16 protein-coding genes are annotated in these 17,521 nt (G+C 70.9%); 9 read left to right on the top strand and 7 right to left on the bottom strand.

The window, feature by feature from the left end:
* Nucleotides 1–90 precede the first annotated feature (90 nt).
* Entirely contained in the window at nucleotides 91–735 is a 645-nt protein-coding gene (locus tag ACFY04_RS02795) for an HNH endonuclease family protein (protein ID WP_389113921.1), read from the bottom strand.
* A 577-nt stretch (nucleotides 736–1,312) separates the two neighbouring features.
* Here ACFY04_RS02795 and ACFY04_RS02790 point away from each other — a divergent pair.
* The 3 genes from ACFY04_RS02790 to ACFY04_RS02780 all read left to right on the top strand — a co-directional run bounded on the left by ACFY04_RS02790 (nucleotide 1,313) and on the right by ACFY04_RS02780 (nucleotide 4,169).
* Nucleotides 1,313–1,894 (top strand): TMEM165/GDT1 family protein, encoded by a 582-nt coding sequence (locus ACFY04_RS02790; protein ID WP_314254558.1) that lies wholly within the window; start codon nucleotides 1,313–1,315, stop codon nucleotides 1,892–1,894.
* Between the two features lie 253 nt (nucleotides 1,895–2,147).
* A complete protein-coding gene (locus ACFY04_RS02785; protein ID WP_389113920.1) occupies nucleotides 2,148–2,675 on the top strand; it encodes a DinB family protein in 528 nt (175 codons plus the stop codon).
* Nucleotides 2,676–3,428: 753 nt separating this feature from the next.
* A complete protein-coding gene (locus tag ACFY04_RS02780) occupies nucleotides 3,429–4,169 on the top strand; it encodes a class I SAM-dependent DNA methyltransferase (RefSeq protein WP_389113878.1) in 741 nt (246 codons plus the stop codon).
* 956 nt (nucleotides 4,170–5,125) lie between these two features.
* Here ACFY04_RS02780 and ACFY04_RS02775 read toward each other — a convergent pair.
* Complete coding sequence (locus ACFY04_RS02775) at nucleotides 5,126–5,809, bottom strand: HAD-IA family hydrolase (RefSeq protein ID WP_389113877.1); 684 nt, start codon at nucleotides 5,807–5,809, stop codon at nucleotides 5,126–5,128.
* A 134-nt stretch (nucleotides 5,810–5,943) separates the two neighbouring features.
* Nucleotides 5,944–6,117, bottom strand: coding sequence for a peptidoglycan-binding protein (locus tag ACFY04_RS02770; RefSeq protein WP_158712014.1), 174 nt, complete (start codon nucleotides 6,115–6,117; stop codon nucleotides 5,944–5,946).
* A gap of 40 nt (nucleotides 6,118–6,157) precedes the next feature.
* Here ACFY04_RS02770 and ACFY04_RS02765 point away from each other — a divergent pair, with 40 nt between their 5' ends.
* Both ACFY04_RS02765 and ACFY04_RS02760 read left to right on the top strand, forming a co-directional pair.
* Nucleotides 6,158–6,880 carry a hypothetical protein gene (locus tag ACFY04_RS02765; protein ID WP_389113876.1) on the top strand — a complete coding sequence of 241 codons (723 nt, stop codon included), beginning with the start codon at nucleotides 6,158–6,160 and terminating at the stop codon, nucleotides 6,878–6,880.
* 134 nt (nucleotides 6,881–7,014) lie between these two features.
* Nucleotides 7,015–9,084, top strand: coding sequence for a DHA2 family efflux MFS transporter permease subunit (locus ACFY04_RS02760; protein WP_389113875.1), 2,070 nt, complete (start codon nucleotides 7,015–7,017; stop codon nucleotides 9,082–9,084).
* Nucleotides 9,085–9,130: 46 nt separating this feature from the next.
* Here the strand turns inward: ACFY04_RS02760 and ACFY04_RS02755 are convergent, their stop codons facing one another.
* A complete protein-coding gene (locus ACFY04_RS02755; protein WP_389113874.1) occupies nucleotides 9,131–9,643 on the bottom strand; it encodes a GNAT family N-acetyltransferase in 513 nt (170 codons plus the stop codon).
* 106 nt (nucleotides 9,644–9,749) lie between these two features.
* On the opposite strand from ACFY04_RS02755, the gene ACFY04_RS02750 reads away from it, so the two are divergent.
* Complete coding sequence (locus tag ACFY04_RS02750; protein ID WP_389113873.1) at nucleotides 9,750–10,145, top strand: nuclear transport factor 2 family protein; 396 nt, start codon at nucleotides 9,750–9,752, stop codon at nucleotides 10,143–10,145.
* A 195-nt stretch (nucleotides 10,146–10,340) separates the two neighbouring features.
* On the opposite strand, the gene ACFY04_RS02745 is transcribed toward ACFY04_RS02750, so the two are convergent.
* Nucleotides 10,341–10,673 (bottom strand): antibiotic biosynthesis monooxygenase, encoded by a 333-nt coding sequence (locus ACFY04_RS02745; RefSeq protein WP_301371460.1) that lies wholly within the window; start codon nucleotides 10,671–10,673, stop codon nucleotides 10,341–10,343.
* A 203-nt stretch (nucleotides 10,674–10,876) separates the two neighbouring features.
* A complete protein-coding gene (locus ACFY04_RS02740) occupies nucleotides 10,877–11,080 on the bottom strand; it encodes an antitoxin (protein ID WP_389113872.1) in 204 nt (67 codons plus the stop codon).
* A 242-nt stretch (nucleotides 11,081–11,322) separates the two neighbouring features.
* On the opposite strand from ACFY04_RS02740, the gene ACFY04_RS02735 reads away from it, so the two are divergent.
* Nucleotides 11,323–13,398 carry a bifunctional glycosyltransferase 87/phosphatase PAP2 family protein gene (locus tag ACFY04_RS02735; protein WP_389113871.1) on the top strand — a complete coding sequence of 692 codons (2,076 nt, stop codon included), beginning with the start codon at nucleotides 11,323–11,325 and terminating at the stop codon, nucleotides 13,396–13,398.
* 120 nt (nucleotides 13,399–13,518) lie between these two features.
* Nucleotides 13,519–14,271 carry a hypothetical protein gene (locus ACFY04_RS02730; protein ID WP_389113870.1) on the top strand — a complete coding sequence of 251 codons (753 nt, stop codon included), beginning with the start codon at nucleotides 13,519–13,521 and terminating at the stop codon, nucleotides 14,269–14,271.
* A gap of 436 nt (nucleotides 14,272–14,707) precedes the next feature.
* On the opposite strand, the gene ACFY04_RS02725 is transcribed toward ACFY04_RS02730, so the two are convergent.
* Nucleotides 14,708–15,991, bottom strand: a complete 1,284-nt coding sequence (locus ACFY04_RS02725; protein ID WP_389113869.1) for a cytochrome P450 — start codon at nucleotides 15,989–15,991, stop codon at nucleotides 14,708–14,710.
* A gap of 241 nt (nucleotides 15,992–16,232) precedes the next feature.
* On the opposite strand from ACFY04_RS02725, the gene ACFY04_RS02720 reads away from it, so the two are divergent.
* Nucleotides 16,233–17,402, top strand: coding sequence for a steroid 3-ketoacyl-CoA thiolase (locus tag ACFY04_RS02720; protein ID WP_389113868.1), 1,170 nt, complete (start codon nucleotides 16,233–16,235; stop codon nucleotides 17,400–17,402).
* Nucleotides 17,403–17,521: the final 119 nt, after the last annotated feature.

Below are 17,521 nucleotides of genomic sequence, written 5' to 3'. Positions count from 1 at the left end.
CTCCCCCTCCTCCGTAGCCCCTTCGATCACGGTACGACGGGTGGGGGGAGCCACGCCTCCCCCTGACGGGGGAAAGATCGGCCGGCTTGGTCAGCAGCCGTTCAGGATGTTGACCAGGGCCGTCTTCTCGCCGGAGTCCATGCTCAGACCCCAGTACTGCTTCACGTTGACCCACATCCGTGCGTACGTACAACGGTAGGCCGTCCGCGAGGGCAGCCACTTGCCGGGGTCGAGGTCGCCCTTGGCCTGGTTGACGTTGTCGGTGACCGCGATGAGCTGCGGGCGGGTGAGGTCGTTGGCGAACTGCTGGCGCTTGCTCGTGGTCCAGGAATTGGCACCGGAACGCCAGGCCTCGGCGAGCGGAACGACGTGGTCGATGTCGAGGTCGGAGGCGGCGGTCCAGGTGACGCCGTCGTACTCGGAGTACCAGCTTCCGCTCACTGCGGCGCAGGCGGAGTCCTGGACGACATTGACGCCGTCCCGCTTGAGGACGGTCTCGCGGGTGTTGCAGCTGCCGGAGACGGTGCTCCAGTGCGGGAAGAGGTCGCGGCTGTAGCCGCTGGTGGACCCCTCGGTCTTCGGGGTGACCGTCGCCAGGTAGGCGCGGGCCGCCGAGGCGCTGATCGGGGCGGGCGGGGCGGCCTGGGCGGTGGGGGCGTTCAGGAGGGAGGTGAGCGCAGCGAGTGCGGCTGCTGACGCGAGCACGCCAATTCGACGCGCGTAGATGCTGGGTATGAGTGCCATGAGGGGCTCCCTGAGTGCGGGGGGTGCGGCCGTGCGGCCCCGGCGGGGCGTGGCCATGGTCGTGGCGCCGGGTGTCGCTGGGGTGGGCGCCAGGTGACAGCCTGGCGACATGAGCACGTCACATCAAGTCACCCAACGCTCCTGATTTAAACGGTGGTTGAGATTCCGCAGGGGGCGGGTGCGGCAAGGGTGAGCGCCCGGTCCCAGGTCAGAGCGGGGGCGGCGCAGGCCGGGGCGGGGAGCGAGCGGCTGCAGCGCGCGGCGGGAGCGGGACCAAAGACCTATTCCGGCCGGTCGAGGGCGTCGCGTAGTCTGTTCTGAGCAGAAGGGGAGTAGCTCTTCGCCGGACCGTCGACATACTGCTGGGTCACACCAGCCGGCGCCCGGAGGCAGGACGCGGACAGCGGCCGGCCAGCGAGACCTTCGGCCGCAGTGTCCTGTTCAGCGCAGGCGCGTTTCGTACGCGCACGCGCAAGCCAGGGCGCCGCCGAGCCGAAGCGACCCCTGACACACCCCAGGTCTCTCGGTCCCGATGGCGCCCTGCCCGACCGATCGAGGTTTCACCCCCGTGTTCAGCTTCAGCATCACGGCGATCGCCTTCGGCGTCGTCTTCCTTGCCGAACTCCCCGACAAGACGGCCCTCGCCGGCCTGATGCTCGGCACGCGCTACCGTGCCTCCTACGTCTTTGCGGGCGTCGCCGCCGCCTTCGCCGTACACGTCGCACTCGCCATCGCCGCAGGCAGCGTCCTCACGCTGCTCCCGCACCGGCTCGTCCAGGCCGTCGTCGGGATCCTCTTCCTCCTGGGCGCGGCCATGCTGCTCCTGAAGAAGGACGACGGGGACGAGGAGGTCAAGCCGCCCGCAGACCAGTCCTTCTGGAAGGTCTCCGGGGCGGGCTTCATGCTGATCCTGGTGGCGGAGTTCGGTGACCTGACCCAGATCATGACCGCCAACCTCGCCGCCCGGTACGACAATCCCGTCTCGGTCGGCATCGGCGCCGTGCTCGCCCTGTGGGCGGTCGCCGGCATCGGCATCCTGGGCGGGCGCACCCTGATGAAGTACGTGCCGCTGCGACTGATCACCAAGATCGCGGCTGCCGTGATGGCCGCACTGGCCGCGTTCTCGCTCTACGAGGCGATCGCGGGCTGACGCGTCGGAGGTGCGGGCCGTGGTGGCGGCGGATATTTCCTTGCGGGGAGGCGACGCGCAGGTCACGCTCGTGCGCGTGACAGACACCACCGCCGCCACCGGTCCCGCCGCCTCCGCCGGCCCCGCCTCCGCCGGCCCCGCCGCCTCCGCCGGCCCCGCCTCCGCCGGCCCCGCCGTCTCCGCCGTCGAGTCCGCACCCCGATCTGCGTCCGCGCCGGTGTCCGCCGAGGACCGTCAGTTCGGCTGGTCCAACATGTTCGTCCACCCCGACGAGGACACCCGGACCGACGGCGGATTCCAGGGCGAGCGAGCCGTACTCGCCGGCTACCTGCGCGACCAGCGCCTGACGCTGGAACTCAAGTGCGCGGGCCTCGACGCGGAGGCCCTGGCGCGGCGCTCGGTGGAACCCTCCAACCTGTCCCTGCTGGGTCTTGTACGCCACCTCGCGGGCGTCGAGCAGTACTGGTTCCGGCAGGTCATGGCGGGCCAGGAGATACGGCGGCACTACCGCTCGGAGGAGGACCGCGCGGGGGAGTTCACCGGCGCGGTGGCCGACCCGGAGGTGGTCGCGGAGGCGTGGGCCACCTGGCGCGCCGAAGTCGCCTTCGCGGAACAAGTGGTCGCAGAGGCCACCGGCCTGGACGTCACGGGTGACAGCGGACACGGCGACGAGCCGATGGAGCTCCGCGAGGTCCTGGTTCACATGATCGAGGAATACGCCCGCCACAACGGCCACGCGGACTTCCTACGGGAACGCATCGACGGGCGAGTGGGGCAGTAGGGGGCTTCGGGGGGCGGGAGACGGCCGGGCGGGGTCGGGCGAAGTGCGGCGGTGCCTTCGGAAGGCGGGAGCTGGCCGGGCGGCATCAGGGATGCGTATGGGGGTTTCCCGTCAGTCCCATCGTCCCTCCCGTGTCGGGCCGGTCCCTCAAGGGCGCTCCTTCGTCGCGTCACTGCGTGATGGCCTTCGGCCACCCTTGACCGACCGTCCCGCCCCGGAGAAACGAAAGACTGCCGGGAAGCCCCCAAAGGAACGGGCCGGCCGACAAGAGACCACCGGGGCGGTCAGAGATGCCCAGGGAGATCCGGGTGGGCACGGTCCAGAGGCGGGGCCCATCCGGGCCATGGCCCGGGTCGGGGGAGGCGCACCCGATCGCTACGCGCTCCTCATCTCTCAGCGTCTCCACCCCGTCCTGGGCTGGACATAGGCCGCCTCGGATCGCTACGCGCTTCTCCATGACCGCGACCGACGGCCGTCAGGGGCTGACGAGAGTTGCTGAGAGGGGCGGACGGGCGACAGCTCGGCTATTCCGTCGTGGAGCCGGGTCAGCGCGAGCATCACTCCACAAGCTCGTGCCCTGAGAACTCCCAACGAGATGATCTTCGAGGCGGTGGATCCACTGCCGTGACCGTGTGTCCCGAGCCGGGCGATGCCTGAAAGGTCTGTCCCGGCCCGCCTCGAACCGTGTGATCGGAGTCGGTGGAAGGTAATTGCGTCGACAGTGCCTCTCGGTACCCGGCAAAGTGGCCGCTCGTGACGAGCAGTGAGCTGTGGACCCGTGCGACCGCCGACCGCTACGACGCCGAGGAGGCCGAGACGTCCTCGGCCGCCGTTCTCGGACCGACTCTTGCCTTCCTTGCCGAGCTCGCCGGAGACGGCCGGGCACTGGAGTTCGCCATCGGGACCGGACGAGTGGGCGTCCCGCTCCGGGAACGCGGCGTGCCGGTAGTGGGCATCGAACTGTCCGAGCACATGGCAGCGGTGCTGCGGCGCAAGATCGACGAGGGCACGCTCCCGGTAGTCATCGGGGACATGGCCACCACCGTCGTTCCCGGCGAGTTCACCCTGGTCTATCTCGTCTACAACACCATCACGAACCTGCTCACGCAGGACGAGCAGGTCGAGTGCTTCCGCAACGCCGCACGTCATCTGGAGCCCGGCGGCCGATTCGTCATCGAGCTGGGCGTGCCGCCGCTGCGGTTCCTGCCGCCCGGCCAGGTCGCGGTGCCGTTCGACGTCTCCGAGCAGCATCTCGGCTTCGACACCTTCGACCTCGTCGAGCAGATTCTCGTCTCGCACCACTTCACCCGCGACGGCGACGACGGCCGCTACCGCCGCGACAACTCCCGGCACCGCTACGCCTGGCCGGCAGAGCTCGACCTGATGGCACGGATCGCTGGGCTCGAGCTGGAACGTCGCGTCGCGGACTGGGATGGGGCGCCGTTCACCCAGGACTCCGCGAAGCACATCTCCGTGTGGCGCAAGCCAACCTGAGGTCGGCCACCGGGCCGTCAACGCAAGCCGTGTCTGTCCTGAAACTCCCACCGGGAGTTCAGGCGCGCCGCATGCAGATCAGTGCGTCCGGGGGTGAGGAAGGCTTCGTGGCTCGTCATCGCCCTCCCACGGCTTCGGCCGAGCCAGGGGTTCCAAGTGGGGGCAATCGGTCGGCCTTTCGGGCCACCCAGGTGTGCTGACCCGCATCCACGACGACATAGCCGCTGTCCCACGCCTTTCCACCCCAGCCAGCAGTCAGACGCCTCCCGAGAAGAGTGCTTGCGGGTCGTGGGCGGCTTATGGACGGCCGTCGGACGCATGTCGAGCGCCGGGCCGAGCTCTTGGGCGGCCTGTGAACAGCCCCAGACGGTCGCCGGACGCCGTTGGTGAGAAACGCTTGAGGTCTTGGGCGGCCTATGTCCAGCCCAAGACGGCGTGGAGACGCTGAGAGGTGTGGAGCGCGTAGCGATTGGGTGCGTTTCCCCCGACACGGCAGGGGGCTGTCATGGGCCCCGTCTCTGGACCGTGCCCACTGGGATCTGCCTGGGCATCTCTGGCCGCCCTGTCCCTGAAAGTATCGGCCGGCTCGTTCTTTTGGGGGCTTCCCGGCAGTCTTTCGTTTCTCCGGGGCGGGACGGTCGGTCAAGGGTGGCCGAAGGCCATCACGCAGTGACGCGACGAAGGAGCGCCCTTGAGGGACCGGCCCGACACGGGAGGGACGATGGGACTGACGGGAAACCCCCATACGCATCCCTGATTCCGTTCGGGCAGCTCCCGCCTTCCGAAGGCACCGCCGCACTTCGTCTGACCCCGCCCGGCCGACTCCGTACCGCGAAGCCACCCGCCACAGGCCCCCGACCCCGCCCAGCCGGCTTCCGCATCCCAGAGCCGCCGCCAGCCCTCCCGACCCCGCCCGGCCGCCCCCGTAGTCCTGGCGGCGTCTGGTGGGTGTGCCGTTAGGCCGACGGCTGGAGCGTGATGGTGATCGAGCCGTCCGGGGTGGTCGTGACGTGGAGTGCCGTCAGGTCCGGGACGTGGGCCGTCGGGGCGTGGGCGGCTGCGCGGGGGCCCACGCCGATCACGCGCATGCCCGCCGCCCGGCCTGCGGTGATGCCCGCGGCCGAATCCTCGAAGACGATGCAGTCGGCCGGGTCCACGCCCAGCGCGGCGGCGCCCATGAGGAAGCCCTCGGGGTCGGGCTTGCTGGCCTGGACGGACTCGGCCGTGACCCGTATCTCGGGCATCGGCAGGGCGGCGGCGGTCATCCGTGCCGTGGCCAGGGCGGTGTCGGCGGAGGTGACCAGGGCGTGCGGCAGGCCGTCGAGCGCGGCCATGAACTCCGGGGCGCCCGCGACCGGGATCACTCCGTCGGTGTCGGCCGTTTCGCGGGCGAGCATCACCGCGTTCTCGGCGTGGTTGACCTCCATGGGGCGGTCCGGCAGGAGTACGGCCATGGTGGCGTAGCCCTGACGGCCGTGAACCACCTTCATGGCCTCCTGCGGGTCCAGCCCGTGGGAGACCGCCCAGTCGTGCCAGCAGCGCTCGACCACCGCGTCGGAGTTGACGATCGTGCCGTCCATGTCCAGGAGCAGGGCCTTGGCGGTCAGGGCGACGGGTGCGGTGGTGGTGCTGGCCGGCATCGGCGGGGCTCCAGACGGGGCGGGAAAGAGAACAAGTGGTTCCGTCCACCGGTCAGGGAATGAGGACGGAACCATTTTGTTCCTTCACGATACAAAACAAAGGGCAGTCCGCGCCACCAGCGGACATGTGACGCTCATCCCTCCAGAGCCTTGCGGGTCACCGGCCCGTAGAAGCCCCACTCCTGATCGTCGATGCCTCTGTCGTACTGGAACTCCGACACGGCCTCCTCCACCCGCCAGTCGAACCGGCCGTTGATCCTGCCCCGGTACAGGCCCTGCGCCGCGAGCAGCCGCTGGAGCTTCTCCACCTCCGAACCGGAGTCCCCGTGCCGCAGGGTCGGGGCCTGCGTGGGCGACGGGCTGGAGGAGCGGCTCGCGCTCGGGGACGGGCTGGGGGACGGGGCTGCCGATGTGCGGGACGCGCTCGGCGACGGGGACGGCGACGCCGACTTCGAGGCGCTCGGTGACGGGGAGGCCGAGGGGGACGGGCTGCCCTTGCTCGGGGACGGGCTCGCGGAGGGCGCGGCCGGGGCGGCGCTCGTCACGGGCGCCGACGCCTTCGCGTCCATCAGCGCGGCCTCGGTCTCGGTGGAACTCGGGAGCGCCCACACCGCCACGGCCGTCCCGCTGAGGGCGACCGCCGCCGCGGCGCCGATCAGCAGCGCGAGCGGCTTTCGGGCGGACGGGCCGGTTCGCTTCTCCGGGCCCCCGCCCCCACCCCCTCCCGCTTCGCTGCCGTACGTGTGGCCCGCTGCCGGGATCGTCCGGAGCTGGACCGTCTCGGCCGGGTTCGATGCGTGCGCGGGCCCGGCAGGCCCCGCGGGCCACGGCCCGTCCTGCGGCGGCCCGGGTATCCCGTACGCCGGGGTGTCGTCCTCCGCCGGCGCAGGCACGGGCGCCGGGCGCGGGTCCGGGGCCACCACTCCGGACACCGGCTGCGGGGACACCGGGGTGTCCGGCTCGCCGGGGTCCGGCAACGTCACGTACGGGCGGATGCGCAAGGGGTTGAAACCCACACCCGGCACGCACCCGCAGCCTGCGCCGGCGGCGCCGCATTCTGGACAGTGCTGACGGCTCACTGGACTCCCTCCCTGGCTATTGCCTGCGATTATGCAGACCCGCAGGGGCCCTCCCAACCGCCCGAGAGGCCATAACCGGACACACCGCTCAGGATGGAGATGTTGATCCGGCCTGAGGAGGTACCGATGGCTCAGGATGTGACCGCGCAGGGCCCGGGCCCCGTTCTCGACCCGGAGAAGACCGGTCCCGCCGCCGAGCACGCCTCCCGCGATGTCCTCGTCTCCATCGGAGCCCTGCTGCTGGGCCTGCTGATCGCCGCACTCGACCAGACCATCGTCTCCACCGCCCTGCCGACCATCGTCAGCGACCTCGGCGGCATGGCGCACCTGTCCTGGGTCGTCACCGCCTACATGCTCGCCGCCACCGCCGCCACCCCCCTGTGGGGCAAGCTCGGCGACCAGTACGGACGCAAGAGGTTCTTCCAGTACGCCATCGTCCTCTTCCTCATCGGGTCGGCGCTGTGCGGGATCGCCCAGGACATGCCCCAGCTCATCGGCTTCCGCGCCCTGCAGGGTCTGGGCGGCGGCGGACTGATCGTGCTGTCGATGGCGATCGTCGGCGACATCGTCCCGCCGCGCGAACGCGGCAAGTACCAGGGCCTCTTCGGTGGCGTCTTCGGCGCGACCAGCGTGCTGGGCCCGCTGCTGGGCGGCCTGTTCGTGGACAACCTGTCCTGGCGCTGGGTCTTCTACATCAACCTCCCGATCGGGCTCGTCGCGCTCGTCGTCATCGCCGCCGTCCTGCACATCCCGGCGCGCTCCTCGAAGCACACCATCGACTACCTCGGCACCTTCCTCATCGCCTGCGTCGCCACCTGTCTCGTGCTCGTCGCCTCCCTCGGCGGCACCTGGGGCTGGGGCTCGGCCCGGATCATCGGCGTCGCCGTCCTCGGCGCCGTACTGCTCGCCGGCTTCCTCCTCGTGGAGCGCAAGGCCGCCGAACCCGTCCTGCCGCTGGGTCTGTTCCGCATCCGCACCTTCACCCTCTGCTCGGCGATCAGCTTCGTCGTCGGCTTCGCGATGTTCGGCGCGATGGTCTACCTGCCGACATTCCTCCAGATCGTCCAGGGCGTCTCACCGACCATGTCCGGCGTCCACATGCTGCCGATGGTGATCGGCATGCTGATCACCTCCACCGCCTCCGGCCAGATCGTCAGCCGTACCGGGCGCTGGAAGGTCTTCCCGATCGCCGGTACGGCGGTGACCGCGATCGGTCTGCTCCTCCTGCACCAGTTGCACCGCACCAGCTCCACCTGGGAAATGAGCGTCTACTTCTTCGTCTTCGGCGCCGGGCTCGGCCTGGTCATGCAGGTGCTCGTCCTGGTGGTGCAGAACGCGGTCAGCTACGCCGACCTCGGCGTCGCCACCTCCGGTGCCACCTTCTTCCGTTCCATCGGCGCCTCCTTCGGCGTCGCCATCTTCGGCACGGTCTTCACCCATCAGCTCGATGACAAGCTGGCCGCCTCCCTCGCGGGCGTCACGCTGCCGGCCGGTGCGAGCATCGCGCAGCTGGAGGCGGACCCGCGGGCCATCGGCGCGCTTCCCGCCGAGCTCCAGCCGCAGGTGCTCGACGCCTACGCCACCGCCATCACCGACGTGTTCCTCTACGCGGTGCCGATCGTGCTGATCGCCTTCGTGATCGCCTGGTTCCTGAAGGAGGACAAGCTCCGCGGCTCGGTCACCGCCCCCGATGTGACGGAGACCCTGGCCTCCAACCCCGTCCAGCGCTCCTCCCACGACGAGGTCGCCCGCGCCCTGTCGGTCCTCGGCACCCGGGAGGGGCGCCGCCACGTCTACGAGAAGATCACCGAGAAGGCGGGCTACGACCTGCTGCCCGCCTCCAGCTGGCTGCTGCTGCGGATCAAGAGGTACGGCTCCGTGGAGCCCGCGATACTCGCCGAGCGCACCAGTGTGCCGCTGAAGGTCGTCACGGACGCCGCCCGCCAGGTCGAGGAGCGTGGGCTCGCCGTCCGGGACGGGCTGCCGCTGGTCCTGACCGACCAGGGGCGCGCGTGCGCCGCGAAGCTCGCCGAGGCCCGGGAGGAGTCCCTCGCCGAGCTGCTCGGCGACTGGTGGGGCCCGGACCGTCCGACGGACCTGGTGAAGCTGGTCCGGCAGATCAACAAGGAGTTGTGCGGTTCGGACGCCGAGGAGCCCTACGACGCCTTGCCGCGCCGGGACCACGCCGCCCACTAGCGGCAGCCGCTCTGCCGGTGCGCGGCCCCGTCGCCGGGGCACGGGCTCAGGCCAGGCGCTTCTCGAACCAGTGCTGTGCGTACGGGCCGGAGTTGTAGGCCGGTATTTCCGCATACCCGTGGCGCGCGTACAACGCCCGGGCCTCCACGAGGTCCGACCGGGTGTCCAGCCGGACCCGCTCGGCGCCGAGCGCACGGCCCTCCGCCTCCAGGACCTTGAGCAGAGCCGCCCCGCCGCCGGTGCCGCGGGCGCGCCGGTCGACGTACACCCTGGTGAGCTCGGCGGTCCGGGGGTCGAGCAGCCGGATCCCGCCGCACGCCAGGGGCTCGCCGTCCAGTCTGCCGACGACGAACTGCCCCGTCGGCGGGACCAGCCCGTCGTCCGGGAAGTCCAGCAGCCCTTGGTCGATCTCGGTCTCGGTGACCTGCCGTTTCCAGTAACGGCCGGCGACCTCGGCGTAGTACGCGCGGCGCAGGGCGGTGGCGTCCCGGGTGGTGAACGGCTCGGGGGTCACGGTCCACGACAGGGTGGATGTGCGGTGTTCGCTGTGAGTGGTCATGGCGTCATTGTGGAGTTCGCGGAGGATCTCCCGCGTGGAATATCCACAAGGCCGGGCCGATGATAGGAAAAGGACATTCCCTGCGTACCCGGAGGGTGGGAACGCCATGTCAGAGCATCCCGACTGTGCCCTGGTCCGCCGCGGTTACGAGGCCTTCGGCAAAGGCGACATGGAGGCGATGAGCACGTTGCTGACGGCCGACGTCATCCACCACGTGCCGGGCAGCAACCCGCTGTCCGGGCACCACAAGGGGCGGGAGAACGTCCTCGACCTCTACCGCCGCCTCGGCGAGGAGACGAAGGGCACCTTCCAGGTGGACCTGGAATCGGTGCTGGCGGACGGCCGGGGGCACGTGATGAGTTTCCACACGGCACGCGCCGACCGCGGTGACCGCGGCATCGAGATCCGTCAGGGGCTCTTCTTCACGATCATCGGCCACAAGATCACCGATATCGACCAGTGCACGGCGGACATCGACGAGGAAGACGCCTTCTGGAGCTGACGCTTTACGAGTCCGCGAGCCGAGTCCCCGAGCCGCGAGTCCGCGTGCGCCCAGTCCGAGTGCGCCCAGTCCGAGTGCGCCCAGTCCGAGTGCGCCGAGTTCGCATGCGCCGAGTCCCCGAGTCCGTCGCGCCACGGGCCCGGGTCGGGCCGATACCGGCCTCGACCCGGGCCCGTGGCGCGCGTCCGGATCGCGTCAGGCCTGCTTCGGGGCCGCCTGCTGCACGACCTCGAACGACCACACCGTCGAAGCGGAAGCCGCGGGCTTCGGCCGCTCGCCGCCGCCCTCACCGCCACCCTGGTGAGCGGCCTTCATCGGGCCCTCCATCCACGCCTGGAAATCCTCCTCCGAACGCCAGCGCGTGTAGACCAGGTACTGGTCCGTGCCCTCCACCGGGCGCAGCAGCTCGAACCACTCGAACCCGTCCGAGCTCTCCACCGCCCCGGCCCGGGAGGCGAAGCGCTGCTCCAGGATCTCCCGCTGCTCGGCGGGAACCGTCAGTGCGTTGATCTTTACGACACTAGGCACAGGACACCTCTCATGAAACACAGGCCGGGCCAACGCCCGGCCATGACCATATGCGTGCAGTTTCCTACATCCGCCCCTCCGGAAGGCCGCAGGGACCGCACCGTGGTGCGGTGCGGTCCCTGCGCCGTGCCGGTCCGGAAGCTCGCCTCAGTCCCCAGTCCCCAGTCCCCAGTCCTCAGGTCCCAGTTTTCAGGTCCCCGATTTCAGGTCTGAGGCGGCCGGCCCTCCCCGGACGTGGGCGGCTGCTTGCCGATCTGTTCGTTGAGCTTCTGCTGCGCCGTGTCGACCTGGCTCTGGTACTTGCTCCCGGTCTTCGCGTCGAAGGCGTCTCCGGCCTTGTCGACGCCTTGACGGGCCTGGTCAGGGTGTCCCTTGATGAGGTCCTTGAGCTTGTCAAGCATGGACATGAGCCGTCCTCTCCACGGAATGCCTGTCCACCTCAGCTTCGCCACGAAGTCCGCTGTCCGCACCTGGAGGGCCCGTGGGCCCCGGATCGACCCGGGTGCCCCGTCCAGGAACGGGCCTCGCAGGCCGGCGGGCCTGTCGGTCCGCGCGATGCCCGTGACAGCCATCCAACGCATCCCGTGGGAGATATCGTCGTGCGGGTAATGGAGCGCGGCAGCCAGGCGAAGTCAGGGTTGCGGTCAACATGGCGGGAGGCCGGCGAGGCGTGGCTAACGCGGCAGAGCACAGCGGTGCGAACGGACATGCCGGAGTCATAGGCGATCACGGCAGGCTCGGGGCGGCTCGCCTTCTCCTGTGGGCGCTGGCCGGCGCGCTCGCCGTCAGACAGGCCGCCGCCGTGCTGCGGGTGCCACCGGCCGAATGGCTGAGCGGCTTCCACCTCCCCGGCCGCCTGCCCGGATCGGTCTACGACACCGGCCAGTTCTCCGACACCCCCTTCGCCGGGCTGGTCCTCAAGCCGCTGGTCGGCCTCGCCGCCCCGTCGCTGGAGGTCGCCTGGACCTGCGTGACGCTGCTGTGCGTCGCCGCCATCGGGCTCGTCGCCTCCCGTGGCCTGCCCGACCCGGTGCCGCGGCGCACCGCGCTGCTCGCCGCGCCCGTGCTCACGGCCCTGATGATGGTCTCGCTCCCCGTCCGCGAGGCCGCCTCACCCGGCCGGACCGCCGTCCTGCCCGTGCTGCTGGTGCTCATCGCCGTGTTCCGGGTGCCCGGCGACCGGCCCGCCGGCCTCCTCGTCGGCCTCGCCGCCGCACTCCAGCCCGCACTGCTGCTGTTCGCCCCACTGCTGTGGCTGACCGGACGCCGCCCCACCGCGCGCACCGCCGCCGTGACCTTCGCCGGAGCCACCGCGCTGTCCTGGGCGGCCATGCCGCGCGACTCCTGGACGTACTGGGTCGAGCACCTGGCCGGTACCGGCCTCGGCGGAGCCCCCGACGGCCTCGCCAACCAGTCCGTGCACGGCGCGCTGCTGCGCCTCGGCCTGACCGGACCCGCCGAGATCCTGCTCTACGCCGCCCTCGCGGCCGCCCTCGTCTGGATCGGCCTGCGCCGCGCGGTCCGCTACGCCCGCGACGGCCAGCTGCTGCTCGCCGTCGCCGTCACCGGCTGCGTGGCCGTCGCGGTGTCCCCGACGGGCTGGCGCCACCAGCTGCTGTGGGTGCTCCTCGCCGTCGCCGGCAAGGTGGGCAAGCGGGCCGCCGACCGGCCCGTGTGGCCGGTGGCCGTGGTCCTCGCCATGACCCTGCCGAGCACGATGCTGCTGCCGAACCTGGCCGCGCTGGCCCCCGTACGCGACAACGTGCTGCTGCTCACCGCCGTGGCCGCGGCCTGCGCGGTACCGTTCCTGCCGCGCTCGTCGGCGTACTGGCGCGAGCCCGTACCCACCGCATACGGGCGGCCCGCGGCGGCCCGCTGGGCGCGGGTGCCACTGATGCCGTTCTGGCGGCGCGTGCTGTCCCGCCCGAACCTGCTGCTGGAACTCCTGCTGATACGGGTGGGCTACTCGCTCTACTCGCACATCCGGGCCGCCGCGCCCACCAGCCGCAGCCTCGCCGAGGGCAACGGCAGCCAGATCCACGGGATCGAGCGCGCGCTGGGCATCGACATCGAACACGCCGTGAACCACGCCGTGGTGAACACGCCCTGGATGGAGGCGTTCTTCAACTTCTACTACACCTCCTTCCACTTCGTGGTCCCGCTGACGATCCTCGCGGTCCTGTACTGGCGGCGCCCCGGCGACTACCGGTGGGCGCGGGCCTCGCTGGGGCTGGCCACGGTGCTGGCCCTCATAGGTTTCTGGCTCTACCCGCTCGCGCCGCCGCGCCTGATGCCCGGCCTCGGCTTCATCGACACCGTGCACGGCCCGCAGGACCTGGCCAATCCCTCGTACGGGGCCATGACCGCGATCTCCAACCAGTACGCGGCGATGCCCTCGCTGCACTTCGGCTGGTCGCTGTGGTGCGGGATCGTGATCGTGGTGCTGGCGCCGAAGGGCTGGCAGAAGCTGCTCGGGGCGCTGCACCCGCTGATCACGGTGTGCGCGATCGTGGCCACCGCCAACCACTGGGTGCTGGACGCCGTGGGCGGGGCCGCGGTCGTGTCCGCCGGCTTCGGGCTCGTGTACGTGCTGTCCGGGCCGCGGGGGCTGCAGCTGACCCTGCCCGGGCAGCGCACGGGCGCGGAGGCGGAAGCGGAGGCGGAGGCGGAGGAGGAGCCGAGCGAGGGGGAACGGCGGCTGAACGCTCCGGCCCGGACCTCGTAGGGGTCCGCGGCGGCGCCGTGCCGGCTCCCGCAGGCGCCGCGCGCGGCCCGGTGCCAGCATCGGGGCATGAGCGCAAAGCCGACGGGGGCCGCACACGCCGCCGGGCGGGTGGCCTGACCCGTGGGCGACTGGTACCAGCGTCAGATCGTCGAACCCGGCAAGCAGCCGCTGCTCTGCCTGCTGCTGGGCTTCCTCGGCGCGTTCCTCTTCATCCGGATCAGCGTGCGGCTGATCCGGGCGCAGGTGTCCTGGTGGCCGAAGAACGTCACGCCGGGCGGGCTGCACATCCACCACGTGGTCTTCGGTGTCGTCCTGATGATCGTCGGGGGGCTGGGCCTGGCCTCCCCGACCGGCAACAGGCCCCCGTGGGCGGAGATCGACGCGGCGGTGTTCGGCATCGGGACGGCGCTGGTGCTCGACGAGTTCGCGCTGATCCTGCACCTGAAGGACGTGTACTGGTCCGAGGAGGGCCGGCTCTCGGTGGACGCGGTGGTGATCGGAGCCGCGGCGTGCGGGCTGCTGTTGCTGGGGGCGTCGCCCTTCGGCGTCGACGACGCCGAAGTCTCGGAGGGCGGTACGAAGGCCTCCGGCTGGACGTACGTGGTGGTGGTCGCGGTGAACGCGGGCTTCGCGCTGGTGGCGCTGGCCAAGGGGAAGGTGTTCACCGGGCTGCTGGGGATCCTCGTACCGTTCTTCGCGCTGGTCGGGGCGGTGCGGCTGGCCCGGCCGGGGTCGCCGTGGGCGCGGGCGAGGTATCCCGCCGGGGGGCGGAAGGAGCGGAGGGCGCGGGTGCGGGAGGAGAAGGAGGGGTGGCGGAGGCGGGTGCGGCTGCGGGTGTACGACGCGGTTGCGGGGAGGCCGTCCGAGCCGTAGCCCTGGCCGGGCCGTGGCCGTAGCCGTCTCGCCTGGCCTGGCCTGGCCTGGCTCGGGGAGGCCGAAGGGGCGCCGGGGCATTCGCTGCCCCGGCGCCCCTTCGGCTGGATCGCCGCTGCTTGCCAGGATCACTCCGTTCGGGCCGGGCCGCCACTCGAACGGGTGCGGCGCCGTTGCGGGGGCGCTGCCCCCGGACCCCCGCGCCTCAAACGCCGGCGAGGCTGGAAGAGCCGGGGCTCCGCCCCCAGTCCCCGCGCCTCAAGCGCCGGCGAGGCTGGGTGGGGGCGGCAAGGCTGGAGGGGTGGCGGGGCTGAAGACCTGGGGCCCCGCCCCCGACCCCGTGCCTCAAGCGCCGGCGGGGCTGGATGGGGGCGGCGGGGCTGGAGGGGGTGGCGGGGCTGAAAGGCCTGGGGTTCCGCCCCCGGACCCCCGCGCCTCAAACGCCGGCGGGGCTGGAGGGGGTGGAGGGGCTGGATGGGGTGGTGGTGACGCGGAGTTCCTTGATGCCGTTGAGCCAGGCTGCGCGGAGGCGGCGTGGGGGGGTGTTCGTGAGGTGGAGGTTCGGGAGGGTGTCGGCCAGGGCGTTGAAGATCAGGTCGATTTCCATCACCGCCAGCGACTTGCCGAGGCAGAAGTGCGGTCCGCCGCCGCCGAAGCCCAGGTGGGGGTTGGGGTCGCGGGTGATGTCGAAGACGTCCGGGTTCGTGAAGACCTCGGGGTCGTGGTTGGCGGAGGAGTAGAACATCCCCACCCGGTCGCCCGCCTTGATCTTCGCGCCGCCCAGTTCGGTGTCCTGGGTGGCGGTGCGCTGGAAGGACACCACCGGGGTGGCCCAGCGGACGATCTCCTCGGCGGCCGTCGACGGCCGGGTCGCCTTGTAGAGCTCCCACTGCGCGGGGTGGGTCAGGAAGGCGTGCATGCCGTGGCTGATGGCGTTGCGCGTGGTCTCGTTGCCCGCGACCGCCAGCAGCAGCACGAAGAAGCCGAACTCGTCCGAGCCGAGGTTGCCCTGGCCCTCGGCCGCCACCAGTTGGGTGACGATGTCCTTGGCCGGGCATTCCTTGCGCTGGGCGGAGAGGTTCATCGCGTAGCCGATGAGCTCCATCGCCGCGTTGGAGCCGACCTCCTCGGTGATCGCGTACTCCGGGTCGTCGTAGGCGATCATCTTGTTCGACCAGTCGAAGATCTTCGCGCGGTCCTTCTGCGGTACGCCGATCAGTTCGGCGATGGCCTGCAGCGGGAGCTCGCACGCCACCTGCGTGACGAAGTCGAAGCTGCCGTCGGCCGCCGTGGCCGCGGCCTCCTCGACGATCTTCCGGGCGCGGTCCCGCAGGGCCCCCTCCAGGCCGCGGATGGCCCGCGGGGTGAAGCCCCGCTGCACGATCTGGCGTACGCGCGTGTGTTCCGGCGGATCCATGTTCAACATGATCAGACGCTGGGCATCTATCGCATCACGCTGGATGTGCTCGTTGAAGCGGATGATCGCGGTGTTGGTCGTCGACGAGAACAGTTCCGGGTGCGTGGAGACGTACTTGACGTCCGCGTGCCGGGTCACGGCCCAGTAGCCCTCGTCGTCGAAGCCGGTGACGCCCCGCCGCTGCGGGCACCACCACACGGGTGCGGTCTGCCGCAGCTGCGCGAACTCCGGGAAGGGGACGCGGCTTTGGAGCAGGTCTGGGTCGGTGGCGTCGAAGCCTTCGGGCAGTGCGGGGCAGGACATCGGGCAACTCCAAAGTCTGACGGACCATCAGAAGTTGGCTTGAAGGTAGTAACGAGTTCTAGAAGTGACAAGGGTCCTGGCGCCAACTGTTGCGTGTGGAATCCGTGCAGGCCGCGTGCAAGACCCTTGCGTGCCGGGGCCTCAGGTCATAAGACTGCGGGGAGAACTAGAACGCGTACTAGTTCGGGCGGGGCGCCGGGACGGCCCGCCGTGCTGACGCAGTGCAGGAGAGGACGAGCTCATGGCCGCGGAACCCGTCATTGTCGAAGCCGTACGCACCCCCATCGGTAAGCGCGGGGGCGCTCTCGCCAACCTCCATCCCGCCTACCTGCTCGGTGAGACCTACCGCGAACTGCTGGCCCGTACCGGAATCCAGCCCGACTGCGTCGAGCAGATCGTCGGCGGAACCGTCACGCACGCCGGCGAGCAGTCGATGAACCCCGCCCGCAACGCCTGGCTCGCCATGGGGCTCCCGTACGAGACCGCCGCGACGACGGTGGACTGTCAGTGCGGCAGCTCGCAGCAGGCCAACCACATGGTCGCCAACATGATCTCCGGCGGGGTCATGGACATCGGCATCGCCTGCGGCGTCGAGGCCATGAGCCGCGTGCCGCTCGGCTCCGGATCCAAGCACGGCCCGGGCAAGCCCTTCCCGGACGAGTGGAACGTCGACCTCCCCAACCAGTTCGAGGCCGCCGAGCGGATCGCCCGCCACCGGGGCCTGTCCCGCGAGGACGTCGACCGGCTCGGGCTCCTCTCCCAGGAGCGGGCCGCTGCCGCATGGGCCGAGGAGCGGTTCAAGCGCGAGACCTTCGCCGTGCAGGTGCCGACGACCGAGGAGGAGCAGGCCGCCGGACAGGGCATGTGGCGCCTGGTCGGCCGGGACGAGGGGCTGCGGGACACGAGCATGGAGGCGCTGGCCCGGCTCAAGCCGGTCATGCCCACCGCCGTGCACACCGCCGGGAACTCCTCGCAGATATCCGACGGCGCCGCCGCCGTCATGTGGGCGTCGCGGAAGATGGCCCGCGCCCTCAAGCTCAAGCCGCGCGCCCGGATCGTCGCCCAGACGCTCGTCGGCGCCGACCCCCACTACCACCTCGACGGGCCGATCGACGCGACGCGGGCCGTGCTCGGCAAGGCCGGGATGTCGCTGCGGGACATCGACCTCGTCGAGATCAACGAGGCGTTCGCCTCCGTGGTCCTGTCCTGGGCGCAGGTCTTCGACCAGGACCTGGAGAAGGTCAACGTCAACGGCGGGGGCATCGCGCTCGGCCACCCCGTCGGCGCCACCGGCGCCCGGCTGATCACCACCGCGCTGCACGAGCTGGAGCGCCGTGACAAGGAGTTCGCGCTGATCACCATGTGCGCGGGAGGCGCGCTGGCGACCGGCACGATCATCCAGCGCCTGTGAGGCGCCCCTGAGTCCCGTGGGATGGGATGCAGAAGGCCCCGGAGGCCGGACCTGGGGAGGCCGGCCACCGGGGCCTTCGTATGTCTGCTGTGCTGTGCTTCGCTGTGCTGCTGCCCGCT

The sequence above is a fragment of the Streptomyces sp. NPDC001549 genome (assembly GCF_042894025.1).
Taxonomy (GTDB): Bacteria; Actinomycetota; Actinomycetes; order Streptomycetales; family Streptomycetaceae; genus Streptomyces; species Streptomyces kutzneri.
The sequence above is the reverse complement of the archived record's forward strand: the minus strand, read 5'-3'. Positions and strand labels throughout refer to the sequence as shown.

What these genes read in the sequence shown, in the direction of transcription:
- ACFY04_RS02750 (WP_389113873.1), top strand. Translation starts at nt 9,750, where the DNA reads ATGTCAGAGCATCCCGACTGTGCCCTGGTCCGCCGCGGTTACGAGGCC.
- ACFY04_RS02775 (WP_389113877.1), bottom strand. Translation starts at nt 5,809, where the DNA reads ATGCCGGCCAGCACCACCACCGCACCCGTCGCCCTGACCGCCAAGGCC.
- ACFY04_RS02755 (WP_389113874.1), bottom strand. Translation starts at nt 9,643, where the DNA reads ATGACCACTCACAGCGAACACCGCACATCCACCCTGTCGTGGACCGTG.
- ACFY04_RS02725 (WP_389113869.1), bottom strand. Translation starts at nt 15,991, where the DNA reads ATGTCCTGCCCCGCACTGCCCGAAGGCTTCGACGCCACCGACCCAGAC.
- ACFY04_RS02740 (WP_389113872.1), bottom strand. Translation starts at nt 11,080, where the DNA reads ATGTCCATGCTTGACAAGCTCAAGGACCTCATCAAGGGACACCCTGAC.
- ACFY04_RS02720 (WP_389113868.1), top strand. Translation starts at nt 16,233, where the DNA reads ATGGCCGCGGAACCCGTCATTGTCGAAGCCGTACGCACCCCCATCGGT.
- ACFY04_RS02785 (WP_389113920.1), top strand. Translation starts at nt 2,148, where the DNA reads ATGTTCGTCCACCCCGACGAGGACACCCGGACCGACGGCGGATTCCAG.
- ACFY04_RS02735 (WP_389113871.1), top strand. Translation starts at nt 11,323, where the DNA reads ATGGCGGGAGGCCGGCGAGGCGTGGCTAACGCGGCAGAGCACAGCGGT.
- ACFY04_RS02760 (WP_389113875.1), top strand. Translation starts at nt 7,015, where the DNA reads ATGGCTCAGGATGTGACCGCGCAGGGCCCGGGCCCCGTTCTCGACCCG.